Origin of the sequence: Anatilimnocola aggregata (assembly GCF_007747655.1) — a bacterium.
Classification (GTDB): domain Bacteria; phylum Planctomycetota; class Planctomycetia; order Pirellulales; family Pirellulaceae; genus Anatilimnocola; species Anatilimnocola aggregata.
The window spans coordinates 3,121,662-3,133,518 of sequence record NZ_CP036274.1 but is presented as its reverse complement, the minus strand read 5'-3'; the positions used below and the strand labels follow the sequence as shown (position 1 = coordinate 3,133,518).

At 59.1% G+C, this 11,857-nt stretch carries 10 protein-coding genes; 7 read left to right on the top strand and 3 right to left on the bottom strand.

Annotated elements, in window-relative coordinates; all coding sequences use genetic code 11:
- The first annotated feature begins 15 nt into the window (after nucleotides 1–15).
- Nucleotides 16–702 carry a DUF4956 domain-containing protein gene (locus tag ETAA8_RS11870; protein WP_145088225.1) on the top strand — a complete coding sequence of 229 codons (687 nt, stop codon included), beginning with the start codon at nucleotides 16–18 and terminating at the stop codon, nucleotides 700–702.
- A gap of 21 nt (nucleotides 703–723) precedes the next feature.
- On the opposite strand, the gene ETAA8_RS11865 is transcribed toward ETAA8_RS11870, so the two are convergent.
- Both ETAA8_RS11865 and ETAA8_RS11860 read right to left on the bottom strand, forming a co-directional pair.
- Complete coding sequence (locus tag ETAA8_RS11865; RefSeq protein WP_145088224.1) at nucleotides 724–1,155, bottom strand: hypothetical protein; 432 nt, start codon at nucleotides 1,153–1,155, stop codon at nucleotides 724–726.
- A 63-nt stretch (nucleotides 1,156–1,218) separates the two neighbouring features.
- Nucleotides 1,219–2,241, bottom strand: a complete 1,023-nt coding sequence (locus tag ETAA8_RS11860; RefSeq protein WP_145100435.1) for a DUF1559 domain-containing protein — start codon at nucleotides 2,239–2,241, stop codon at nucleotides 1,219–1,221.
- Nucleotides 2,242–2,350: 109 nt separating this feature from the next.
- Between ETAA8_RS11860 and priA the strand changes: the two genes are divergently transcribed.
- Both priA and hemG read left to right on the top strand, forming a co-directional pair.
- Entirely contained in the window at nucleotides 2,351–4,636 is a 2,286-nt protein-coding gene (priA, locus tag ETAA8_RS11855; RefSeq protein ID WP_145088223.1) for a replication restart helicase PriA, read from the top strand.
- A gap of 42 nt (nucleotides 4,637–4,678) precedes the next feature.
- A complete protein-coding gene (gene hemG / locus ETAA8_RS11850) occupies nucleotides 4,679–6,112 on the top strand; it encodes a protoporphyrinogen oxidase (RefSeq protein WP_145088222.1) in 1,434 nt (477 codons plus the stop codon).
- Nucleotides 6,113–6,139: 27 nt separating this feature from the next.
- On the opposite strand, the gene ETAA8_RS11845 is transcribed toward hemG, so the two are convergent.
- A complete protein-coding gene (locus ETAA8_RS11845) occupies nucleotides 6,140–7,192 on the bottom strand; it encodes a beta-ketoacyl-ACP synthase III (protein WP_145088221.1) in 1,053 nt (350 codons plus the stop codon).
- 188 nt (nucleotides 7,193–7,380) lie between these two features.
- Between ETAA8_RS11845 and ETAA8_RS11840 the strand changes: the two genes are divergently transcribed.
- The 4 genes from ETAA8_RS11840 to ETAA8_RS11825 are packed head-to-tail and all read left to right on the top strand — an operon-like array spanning nucleotide 7,381 to nucleotide 11,745.
- Nucleotides 7,381–8,835: a type 2 periplasmic-binding domain-containing protein gene (locus tag ETAA8_RS11840; protein WP_145088220.1), complete on the top strand. Its 1,455-nt coding sequence runs from the start codon at nucleotides 7,381–7,383 to the stop codon at nucleotides 8,833–8,835.
- A 14-nt stretch (nucleotides 8,836–8,849) separates the two neighbouring features.
- Nucleotides 8,850–9,707, top strand: coding sequence for an NAD(P)H-hydrate dehydratase (locus ETAA8_RS11835; protein ID WP_145088219.1), 858 nt, complete (start codon nucleotides 8,850–8,852; stop codon nucleotides 9,705–9,707).
- A gap of 30 nt (nucleotides 9,708–9,737) precedes the next feature.
- Nucleotides 9,738–10,736, top strand: coding sequence for a riboflavin biosynthesis protein RibF (gene ribF, locus ETAA8_RS11830; RefSeq protein WP_238397741.1), 999 nt, complete (start codon nucleotides 9,738–9,740; stop codon nucleotides 10,734–10,736).
- A gap of 25 nt (nucleotides 10,737–10,761) precedes the next feature.
- On the top strand, nucleotides 10,762–11,745 hold the full coding sequence (locus tag ETAA8_RS11825; protein ID WP_145088218.1) for a DHH family phosphoesterase: 984 nt from the start codon (nucleotides 10,762–10,764) through the stop codon (nucleotides 11,743–11,745).
- The last annotated feature ends 112 nt before the right edge of the window (nucleotides 11,746–11,857 follow it).

Genomic DNA, 11,857 nt, shown 5'->3' with positions numbered 1-11,857 from the left:
TCTAGAAAGTATTGCATGGAGACCTGGCTGAAAAATGCGCTCTTCGCGCCCGTTCAAGACCTGCTGGCCTGGGATGCCATCCTGGCCCGCTTGTTGGTTGCCTTTGCCGGTGGCTGGCTGGTCGCCTTTGTTTATGCCTGGGGCCGTCGAACCACGCTGACCGCTTCGACATTTCCCGGCACATTGGTGCTAATGACGATCTTGATCGCCATGGTCACGCAGGTGATTGGCGACAATCTGGCCCGCGCCTTCGGACTCGTCGGAGCACTGTCGATTGTCCGCTTTCGCACCGTGATGCAGGACACCCAAGATGTTGCCTACGTGATTTTTGCGGTGGCTGTGGGCATGTCGATCGGCGCTGGGCAGCCCGTGGTTGCCTTGATGTCGTTTCTGGGAGTGGCAGCAGCAGCCACTATCTTCCGTTACTTCCCCGCCAATGTGAATTCAACCGCAGTCGCAATCTTGCATGTTCGCTTAGGACTGGGCCGAAGTCCGGAAGCAGTTCTCGAGCCTGTCCTGGCCGAATTCACCACACGGCGCGAACTGACGACCGTGGAAACTGCCAAGCAGGGGGCCGCGGTCGATGTGGAGTATCGCGTCCTGTTGCGCCCGGAAATTTCGGCAGCAACACTCGTCGCCAAAATCAACCAGGTCGAAGGAGTGCAGCAGGTGCAGTTCCGCAAGCAAGTACGGGACGACTGAGGTGCCCAGAGCACCAAGCCGTTAAGGCTTCAAGTCAATTTGCAAGTCATTATCCTGGTCGAGTTTGATGTCCCACGTCAGGCCGCTGGTTGCCACGCTAAAGTATTTCATCGGAATCGGACTGGGCGGCGGCGCAGGTTTGGTCACGTCACTCACGAGGGGCATTTCATCGCCCGTGGGACGCCCGGGCTGCACGGCAATCTTGTAAATGCCCGGCGGAATACCCGCGTCTTGATAGGTCCGCACTTCGAACTTCCCTTGTGCATCCAGATCGGCCAGCTGCGATTGCTGACCATCTTCCGATTCCAGGATCACGATGCCAGAGGTTAACGGTTCACCATTGAGCCGGACCTGCCCATGCACCTTCGCCACTGGCGGCCTGGCAGGATTGCATCCGCAGCACAGAAGCACGCAGACAAGCAGGAACCATGAACGGCGCAGATAGCAACACATGATGGGCTCAACCAGCGACTGGGAAGCAAAGACTGAGAAACAAGTGGTATCGATGGCGGGAGGTTAATTTGCCGTATTACCGTCGTCGCGATTGCACAGATCGTGCAGCGTTTGAACCGCCTGCCCTTGCTGCAAAAATCTCACCGACCCGTCAGCAAAGAGCCCGTTCGCGCCACCGGGGTAAACCGATTGAATCGGCCGATTGCAGGCGTAACTGGGATTTCCAATTCCCATTTTCCCCCAGTCTCGTTCGTTGATGGCATAGCGCACGGTGGTGATGTTCCAGTCGCGGTTGTTGTCGGTCGATGGCCCCATCGAAAAACCGTGACCGTAGTCACTGCGACAATCGACTTTGGCACCTGTGCTACTAAAGCAATGGCCCGATTGTTCCGAGGCAGCCAGAGTATTGCTGGTGCCGTCGGAGATCTCGCTGATGCGCACATACTTGTGAGATACAAGTGCGCCGGCCTTGGATTGGTGACCGGTCGCGGTGTGCTGGTTCGTGTTGCCGGTCACGTCGGACGGAGGCACGTTCGGATGCGTACTCGCTCCGCTGATGCCCACATAGGTCGGTCGCATCACGCCTTCTGGTCCTGGCGGACTATGGCCTACCAGTCCCCATTTGGAGAGGACAGAACTCGGGCAACTCAGAATCTTGATCGACTTGCCTCGCAGTAGATTTCCGTTGTGCGCGTTCCCCATCGTCCCGTTGTCATACGTCAACCCTGTTGCCGCGGCGGTCGTCGCCGACAAATCCAACTGGTTATACATCGAGCCGTTTTCGGTATAGGGCAGCGTAATGATGAGCCACGACGCGCCATAATTGTTCGCGGCCCCCGTCCGTCCTGCTTGTCCGCCTGCGGGAAACGTCTTCATGGCCGATTCATAATTGTGAATCGCCAACCCGAACTGTTTAAGGTTGTTCTGGCAAGACATTCGCCGCGCCGCTTCACGGGCCGCTTGGATCGCGGGCAACAGCAACGCAACCAGTACGCCGATGATGGCAATGACTACCAGCAACTCAACGAGGGTGAAACCTCGCGACTTGCGCAAGCGCAAACGGCGGTGCAGTACAAAGTACGTCATGATGGGGAGAGGTTAAAACATCAGGGCGGGAAAACTGCTAGGCACAGCTTAACTAAGGATTGAACACGCTACAATAAATGTTCGACGACCTTGGACGGCCGGCCTTCTTATGGATAAATCTCAAAAATCGCTGTTCGAGACGGAGCCCGATCCTTGGACCCTCGATGCGAGCAGCGAGCAGCAGGTCGCTGAAATCGTCTTTGCCGATCCGCCTCACGGCCCCTTTTCGTATCGCATTCCCGCGACCTTGCGGGCTCCGTTGGCTCCCGGGCAACGAGTGCAGGTGCCGCTGGGCAAGGGGAACCGCGGCGTCATCGGCTACTGCTTGCACGCAGGGTCAAAGAGCGTTGGGAGTCGTCCGCTGAAGGAAGTTCTGGCGGTCGTCGATCCGCAGCCGTTGCTCTCGCCCGCAATGCTCCGGTTGGCGCAGTGGATGGCCGAATATTACCTGTGTCCGCTGGGCCAGGTCTTGCACGCCGTGCTTCCCGCCGGTGTGCGCGGGCAAGCCGGCACGCGAGAAATGACCTTTCTCAGCGTACCCGACGATGTCGCCCTCAAGCTCGATCAGCTCAAGCTCCCCACGAAGCAACTCGATGCCCTCCGCATCCTCGCTGCTTCGCCGCGGCCACTCACGCCGCCGGAGTTGGCAGCCGCGGCCAAGTGCACGTTGGGTCCCATTAGCGAGCTGCGAAAAAAGAAACTGCTGCGGGCCCAGGTGCAGCGCATTCAGAACGTGGAGATCGACATCGCGGCTACTCCCCGCGAAGAGAACTTGCATCTGAATGTCGACCAGCAAGCAGCGCTCGACGTGATCATCGGGGCACTCGAAAGGCGTCAGCACCGCGCTGTCTTGATGCACGGTGTCACCGGCAGCGGCAAGACCGAAGTGTATATCCGCGCCATCGACGAAGTCATTCGCTTCGGCCGGCAAGCGATCGTGCTGGTTCCGGAAATCAGCCTCACACCCCAAACCAAGCAGCGGTTCAGTTCTCGCTTTGGCAGCGTGGCCGTGTTGCATTCGCACCTGAGCGATGCCGAGCGCCATTGGCATTGGCAGCGGATCGCGCGCGGTGAAGTGCAAGTTGTCATTGGTGCCCGCAGTGCGGTCTTCGCTCCCACACCTCAATTGGGGCTGATCGTCATCGACGAAGAGCACGACCATTCGTTTAAGCAGGGCGAATCCCCTCGTTATCACGCTCGCGATGTCGCTCAGAGACGGGCACTGGCCGAGAATGTGCCGCTGGTTCTGGGCAGCGCCACACCGGCCCTCGAATCGTGGCAGGCAGCACAGCGGGGCGAATTCTTGCTGATCGACATGCCCACGCGTGTCAGCAACCGGCCGTTGCCGGATGTTGCAACGATCGACTTGCGCACTGAGTTTCAAGATCGCCGTAGTCGCGGCGCGATTAGCCGCCCACTGCATCTGGCGATGGAACACGCCCTGCGCGAAGATGGCCAGGTGATCTTGCTCCTCAATCGACGCGGCTTCAGCACTCACATTCAATGCCCCAGTTGTGGCTATGTGGCGAATTGCCCGCACTGCAGCATTGCCCTCACGCATCATCGCGAAGGGGACAAAATCGTTTGCCATTATTGCGATCATCAGGAACGAGCCCCCGCGAAATGTCCCGACTGCAAGTTTGATGGCATCCGCTACAGCGGCCTCGGCACCGAGCGGTTGGAAGCGGAAGTGAAGTCGCGATTTGCCAATGTTCCTGTGCTGCGCATGGATAGCGACACAATGCAAAAGCCGGGGAGTCACGAGCAGGCACTCGCGAAGTTTCGCGCGGGTGAGATCAAGATCCTGCTCGGCACGCAGATGATCGCTAAGGGACTCGATTTTCCCAACGTGACGTTGGTGGGCGTGGTGAATGCCGATACCTCGTTGCACTTCCCCGACTTTCGCGCTGCGGAACGGACGTTTCAACTCGTAACGCAGGTCGCTGGCCGAACGGGCCGCGGCGACAAAGGTGGCCGCGTGTTGGTTCAAACCTTCAGCCCCGAACACTTTGCGATTCAAGCTGCCCTCAAGCATGACTACGCCCTGTTTGCGAATACCGAATTGCCCGTGCGACTCGAGCACGCTTATCCTCCGCAGACCAGCCTCGTCAGGCTGATTGTTCGTGGCGACGAAGAATCGATTGTAGAAGCTTTTGCCGAGCAGACCGCGGAACGCTTTCGCCAGGCGCTCGAACTCCACCAGGTTGCGCATCGAGTTCTCGGCCCGGCGCCCTGTCCCATCGCACGGCTCCGCGGCAAATTCCGTTTTCATGCGCTCATCAGCAGTGCGCACGGCGAGCCCTTGCGGCAGTGCATCGCCAAGGTGGCGGCGTCGCTGCAAGCTCCCGCTGAGGTACAATGGGTGCTCGACGTCGACCCGCTCGATTTGTTGTAGCTCGTTCATCTCACCCGCCCTCCGCCTGATTGCGATCCAGCCTTGAGTTCCTCGGTACAACGACGAATTGCCGTCATCGGTGGTGGCATCACCGGCCTGGCCGCCGCTCACCGCCTGCACGAATTGCTCCCAACTGCGAAAATCTCGTTGTTTGAAGGGAGCGATCGACTCGGCGGCGTGTTGCACAGCGTCGAGCGCGATGGTTACCTGATTGAACGTTCGGCCGACATGTTCAACACCCGCGAACCGTGGGCGCTCGAACTCGCCCAGCGCGTGGGACTCACGAATGAGTTGATCAACACCGATCCACGCTTTCGCCGCGCCTTCGTCGTTCATCGTGGCAAACTATGTCCCGTGCCCGAAGGCTTCACGCTGATGTCGCCGGCCAAAGTCTGGCCGATTCTGAAAACTCCGCTCCTCAGTCCGCTCGGCAAATTGCGGCTCGCCAGCGAGTACTTCATTCCTGGCAAGCGCGATGACCAGGACGAAAGCTTGACGTCCTTCGCTCTGCGCCGCTTTGGGCGCGAAGCGTTCGACCGGTTGATTCAACCGCTCATCGGCGGCATTTACACCGCCGACCCCGATCGCCTCAGCATGCAGGCCACGCTCAAGCAATTTGTGGAGCACGAACGGAAATACGGCAGCTTGATCCGTGCCATGCGGGCCATGCAAAAGACGCAACCGGGCAAGCCCAAGGAAGCTGCTGCGAGCGGTGCGCGCTATGGCCAGTTTCTCGCGCCGCGGCTTGGCATGAGTCAATTGATCGATGCGATTGCCAATCACTTGCCCGCTGGTTCGATTCGCTTGAATGCCCGCATCGAACGGCTCGAACGAACTCCTCACGATAGCGGCGTGAACTGGTGCCTGTTCGTACAAGGCTCACCCGCGCCCCTGACGTTCGACGACGTGATCGTCGCTTCCCCGGCCCACTCGTGTCCGCCGCTCCTCGAACGAATCGCCCCGCAGTTGTCGGGCCTGGTGAAGCTCATTCCGCATGCCGGCTGCAGCGTGGCAGTAATGGGATACAAGCGGGAACAATTCACGCATCCACTCGATGGCTTCGGCTTCGTGGCGCCGCGGGTAGAGAATCGCCGGATCATCGCCGGCAGTTTGGCCAGCGTGAAGTTCGCCGGCCGAGCACCCGATGGGAGGATCCTGCTCCGCGTCTTTGTCGGCGGTGCCTTGCAGCCCGAGCTCAATGAACTCGACGACCAGGGCATTGAACAACTCGTCCGCAAAGAGCTGGGCGAGTTACTGGGAGCGACCGGCGAACCCGAATTCTGCCAGGTCAATCGCTGGCATGGCGTCATGCCGCAGTATCACGTCGGGCATTTGGACCTGGTCGCCAAGATCGACGCTGCGGCCAACGCGATTCCGCACTTCGCGCTTGCCGGCAATGCCTACCACGGCGTGGGCATTCCTTTCTGCGTCCGCAGCGGCGAAGAAGCTGCAGAACGAATTGCGAGTGCAATGTAGTCCGTGAACAACAGTTCCGGCCTAGCTTTACCAGCGGAAGATTCCGGTGCCCCAGGCCAAACCGGCACCGAAGCCACTCAGCAACACATGGTCGCCACGATTGAGTCGGCCCTGCTGATTAAGTTCGTCGAGCACCAACGGAATGCTACCGGCTGAAGTATTGCCGTAACGATCGAGATTCATAATCACTCGGTCGGCGGACATACCAAGATCCGCAGCAGCTGCATCGAGAATGCGCTTGTTCGCTTGATGCAGAACGAGCCACGTTACGTCGCTCGTAGTCAGTCCCGCATGGCCGAGCACTTCCCGGCACGAGTCGGCAACCGTGCGCACCGCCCACTTGAAGACCGCCCGGCCATCCATCGACATGTATTGGCGGCCAGCTGCGAGCGATTCTGGCGTCAGCGGTTCGCGACTGCCACCAGCGGGAATGTGCAGTAGTTCTACGCCATTACCATCGGCACCCAGTGTATAGGCGACCAGGCCTTGGTCGGGCTTGCCGGCACCCAGCAGCACTGCACCAGCGCCATCGCCAAAGAGAGGAAAAGTCTTTTTGTCGGCCGGGTTCACCGTTCGCGACATCACATCGCTGCCAACCACGAGCACGTGTCGGGCGTTGCCAGTTTTGACGTACTGCATACCGGTCGAAAGTGCATACATGAAGCCCGCACAGGCTGCGCTCACATCAAAGGCGGGAGCGCTGCAACCCAAGCGGCGTTGCAGGCGGCAGGCTGTGGACGGGGCCGGGCTATCAGCACTCATGGTAGCCAGGACGATCAGGTCGACTTGCTTGGCAGAGACGCCGGCCTGCTCCAGGCACCTGACTGCTGCCTCGTACCCTAAATCGCTGGCAGCCTGATCGGGCTCGGCTTGTCTGCGTTCGCGAATGCCCGTTCGTTGTTCAATCCACTCGGCATCGCAGCCGAGCGAAATCAGGTCTTCGTTCTTCACCACCCGGGGCGGTACAAATGCTCCGATACCAAGGACTTGCACGCCAGTGAGCGTCCAAATGGGTGAGTGCAAAACAGGCTCATCTACCGGCAATGCTGCCGGATCAATACGGGAAACAGAAGTTGTCATGCCTGTTCCGGTGAGAAGAAGTGTGCCAGGGCAAAGGGACCGGCTCCGCCAATCGTCTGGCACGCCTTCTTTGTTATAACGGCTTCGAGTAATTGAGACCAGCGTCTAAAAAAGACCGGAGACCCGCTAATTCGGGGGTTGCCGAGCTTGCTGACTCGCTGATTTTGTTGAACATGGGAGTCGTGCCAATGGCTGCCAAAAAGTCGAAACGAATCCGGCCAGATGCGCCTGCTCCGCCATCAAATGGGGTGCTGGAATCCGGTCAGCCGCTTAAGCTGCGAATTGCGCCAGTTATTGCCGCCGCGGAGGGAGTCAGCCAGCGCGTGCAGCGCGATCTCCCCACGCACCAAGGACTGGCCGGCGCCGCTGCGAATGTGGCCCGTGCAGCACGCGAAGCCGAGCGTGCATCGAAAGAAATTCAACGTCCCTGGAGCCTGCATCGCCTCCCGGCAATCTTTCTGGCCGTCGCGTTGATCTTGTTGCTGGGTTGGACATATTGGCGCTTTGTTCATACGACAAAACTGACCATTGCTTTACCTGATCGCGACTTTAGTCAACTGCAGGAACGACTACGAGGACGCTCGAAAGTTAGCTTTACTCCGGTTGTCGTCCCCGGCTCACGCGAAGCAGCCGAGAAAGTCGCGCGCGGCGAAGTCGATCTAGCGTTTGTGCAAGGTGGCATTGCGATCCCACCAGAATTGCCAAGAGTAGAAACGCCGAGTCCCGAGACGGTCCTGTGGCTCCTGAAGGAGCACATCCAGAACCCACGCGATGTGAAAAAAGTACTGACATCCCTCGCCGGCGAAGGTAGTCATACCGTGGCCATGCAGTTTTTTGCCCTCTGGCAGATGAACAAGCAGATCGAATGGTTACACGATTGGCGCGAACTGAGTGTCAATGAAGACTATCGGCTACCCGACGACGTCGATGCCGCATTTGTCGTGAAAGACCCGGCCGATGAAAAAACGATCGTCGCCATCGAGCGATTGACGAAGGCTGGCTTCAAACTTCAAGCTGTCGATCTCGGCGCGCGGGCTGGTAAGCTCGACTACCTGCACTCGACAACGCTTCCTGCACGGCATTTTGACTTTTCGCCCGCGGTACCGGCGGAAGCGATTCCCACTTACAGCGTCTCGACATTTCTCGTGGCTCGCTCAGCCTTAACGCCGCGTTTGCTGGCCGAAGCGAACCACCTGCTCGATTTCCATCCGCAGACGATCAGTGACGGCGGCTTCGAACCAAACATGAACGACGCCAGCGAGATCTTTCAAGGCGTTGAAGCTTTTCTGGGCATCATCGTCAACATTGGCCTCGCGTTCCTGGCCTTGCTGGGATTGGAAATCATGGCCTATCGCAAGCGGTTTCACGAACTTAACTCCCTCATCAGCCTCATCAGTATGTTGCAAAGCAATAAGGACGTGTTGGGGCTGGCCGATCCTGCCAGCCGCAAAGAAAACCTGCTCTACTTGGGCTTATGCAGTGACTTGCTCGGCCAGATCAGCATGATCAGCGGCTACTACACCCAGGAAAACTCGTCACTGCTGTTCAACAACCTGTCTGAAGTCATTCACCAGCGGTGTGACGGGCTGAAGATCAACATTCAACTGAAGATTCTCCACGCCCTGTTGCCGGTGAACTCCTGAGTTCGAGCGAATCCATGCCTCTTCCCCACCTTCCACCGCGCAAGCCCGATAGCCACAAAGGAAATTTTGGCCGCGCTGTGCTGATTGGCGGCTCGTACGGCATGGCTGGAGCAATCAGCCTATCGGGCATGGCCTGCCTGCGCAGCGGGGCCGGACTAGTGCAATTGGCTGTCGCGGAGCCAATGCTCGCCCAAGTTGCCTGCCATGATCCGTGCTACATGACCACGCCGCTGAGTTGCCACGATGACGCCGAGTTCGCAATTCCAGAGGTCATCGATGAACTGCAGAAAGTCACCGAGCCTGCGACTTGCCTGGCGATTGGTCCCGGGCTCGGCAGATCCGAAGTTCGGACGAAGATCGTGCAGCACTTGTACGAGCGACTTCCACAGCCTCTGGTGGTCGATGCCGACGGCTTGAACGCCTTGGCTGACGTTGCCCAGCGGAATGGTCAGCCCCCTCGGCATCCTGGCCCGCGGATCCTCACACCCCATCCAGGCGAATTCAGCCGGCTGACCAATCAGAAGTTTGCCTCGCGAGCTGAGCAGGTCGTAGCTGCCAAGACTTTCGCCGCTCAGTGGAATGTAGTGCTCGTCCTCAAAGGACAGCACACCTTGATCACCGATGGCATTCGCCACGAACTGAACCAAACCGGCAATCCCGGCATGGCGACTGGGGGGAGTGGCGACGTTTTGACGGGCGTCATTACCGCCCTCGTTTGCCAGGGACTCGCCCCGTTCGAGGCGGCCGTGCTTGGCTGCCACGTACATGGTTTAGCCGGCGACCTGGCAGCTACGGAAGTCGGTCAGGTTTCGCTGATCGCCACCGATCTGGTTCGCTTTCTCCCGCCGGCGTTTCAACGCCTTGAGGGTTAAAAATTTCGGCCGCAAGGTTTATAGTTAGAAGTGCCAGCAATTAGACTCGCCACTCAACCTTTAGCCTGTTTCCACAAGGATCCTGCCCTGCATCTCGTCCGCACCTCGGGTCCCCTGCCCGCTGAGTTTTTGGGAGGCGCTGTTGCAGTTGGCAACTTCGACGGCGTTCATCGCGGGCACGCGCGATTGGTCGAACGCCTGCTTACCCGAGCCCGCGAAGTAAGCGGTCCCGCTGTCGTCCTCACCTTCGATCCGCATCCCGTTCGCATCTTAAGGCCTGAACTCGCTCCGCCACCGCTCACCTGGTCTGAGCGAAAGGCGGAACTCCTCTCGGAACTCGGCGTAACCGCGGTCTGGTCTTACCCCACGGACGAAGCCCTGCTGCGACTAACGGCCGAGGAGTTCTTTCAGCAGATCATCGTCCAGTCGTTGCGGGCAAAGGGGATGGTCGAAGGCCCGAATTTTCGCTTCGGTCAGCAGCGGCGGGGTGATGTGGCCTTGCTGCAGGGGCTCTGTGCCAGCCAAGGACTGAAGTTGGACGTCGTCGAGCCCTTGGCAACCGCTGGCGACCTGGTCTCCAGCAGCCGGGTGCGAGACCTGATTCGCCAGGGCGATGTCGCCGCCGCCAGACAACTCCTGACGCGCCCCTATCGATTGCGGGGACTCGTCACCCACGGAGCCCAGCGAGGGAGTAAGATTGGTTTCCCCACGGCGAACCTCGCCGGCATCGATACGCTGGTCCCCCCGATCGGCGTCTATGCTGGTCGGGCATTCACGCCACAGGGAATTTGGCCAGCCGCCATCAACATCGGTCCCAATCCGACCTTCGGCGAAGACGCTTTCAAGTTCGAAGCACACTTGCCGGGCTTTAGTGGGTCCCTGTATGGTCAACCGCTGGAGATCGAGTTCCTTGCCCGCGTGCGAGATACTCGACCCTTTGCCTCGGTCGCAGAGCTCACCCAACAACTGGCCGCCGACGTGCAGACAGTGCTGAAAACGTACGAACAAGATACTGCTGAAGACGCTTGAAGAAACGAACGAAAGAATCTCTCTCATGTCGATTGATTGGTCCCGCTTTGTTGAACTCGTCGGTGCTCACCAGAAGTTCCTGCTGGTCAGCCATATTCGCCCCGACTGCGATGCCCTCGGCAGCGAACTCGGCATGGCCGGCATTCTCGAAGCGCTCGGCAAGGACGTGAAGATCGTCAATGGCATGGCCACGCCGCCAAATCTTGCGTTCATCGATCCCACTTGCCGCATCAAAGTCATCGGCGAAACTGCCCAAGCCTCGGATCTGGCCGATCGCGACGCGATCATGATTTTGGATACCAGCGCGTGGCAACAGCTGGGTGCGATGGCCGAAGTCATTCGCGCGCACTCGGCCAAGAAGATGGTCCTCGACCATCACGTCAGCCAAGACGATCTGGGAGCTGAAAACTTTAAGAACACCACGGCTGAAGCAGCGGGACGCTTGGTGGTCGAAGCGGCCGATGCCCTCAACGTGAAGCTTACGCCGGAGATCGCCACCCCATTGTTTGCTGCGATCGCCACCGACACCGGTTGGTATCGCTTTGGTTCGGCCAGCAGCAACACGTATCGCATCGCTGCTCGCCTGATCGATGCCGGGGCCAGCCCGTCGAAGATTTTCAATTCGCTCTACGAGCAGGACACCCTCGGTCGGGTGTTGTTGCGAGGGGTGATTCTTTCGCGTGTCAAAGCGGAGCTCGGCGGCAAGTTGGTCTACACGCACGTTCTGAAAGAAGACTTCACGAACACCGGGGCCTTGCCCAGCGATACCGAAGACGTGATCAACATGGCTTTGGCCATTGCTGGCACCCAGTTCGCCGTCATCTTTGTCGAACAGCAAACTGGCGGATTCAAACTGAGCTTCCGTAGTCGCTGCGCTGTTGATTGCAGTAAGATGGCAGAACAATATGGAGGTGGTGGACACAAGGCTGCTGCCGGTGCATTCCTGCCCGGCACCTTGGCCGACGTCCAGCCCCGCGTTCTTGACGCTGCGCGCGCCGCCCTGCAATAATCGCCCCCCTGCCCTGCTCCCACCTTAAAGCCTCACCTATTAAGCCCGCCTAACTACGTGTCGTTTTCGGTTCGACCTTGGTTCGTCACGATCCCAGGTCGAACACCTTTCC

Coding starts and splice junctions, on each gene's coding strand:
- ETAA8_RS11870 (WP_145088225.1), top strand. CDS start 16: ATGGAGACCTGGCTGAAAAATGCGCTCTTCGCGCCCGTTCAAGACCTG.
- ETAA8_RS11865 (WP_145088224.1), bottom strand. CDS start 1,155: ATGTGTTGCTATCTGCGCCGTTCATGGTTCCTGCTTGTCTGCGTGCTT.
- ETAA8_RS11860 (WP_145100435.1), bottom strand. CDS start 2,241: ATGACGTACTTTGTACTGCACCGCCGTTTGCGCTTGCGCAAGTCGCGA.
- priA (WP_145088223.1), top strand. CDS start 2,351: ATGGATAAATCTCAAAAATCGCTGTTCGAGACGGAGCCCGATCCTTGG.
- ETAA8_RS11845 (WP_145088221.1), bottom strand. CDS start 7,192: ATGACAACTTCTGTTTCCCGTATTGATCCGGCAGCATTGCCGGTAGAT.
- ETAA8_RS11840 (WP_145088220.1), top strand. CDS start 7,381: ATGGCTGCCAAAAAGTCGAAACGAATCCGGCCAGATGCGCCTGCTCCG.
- ETAA8_RS11835 (WP_145088219.1), top strand. CDS start 8,850: ATGCCTCTTCCCCACCTTCCACCGCGCAAGCCCGATAGCCACAAAGGA.
- ETAA8_RS11825 (WP_145088218.1), top strand. CDS start 10,762: ATGTCGATTGATTGGTCCCGCTTTGTTGAACTCGTCGGTGCTCACCAG.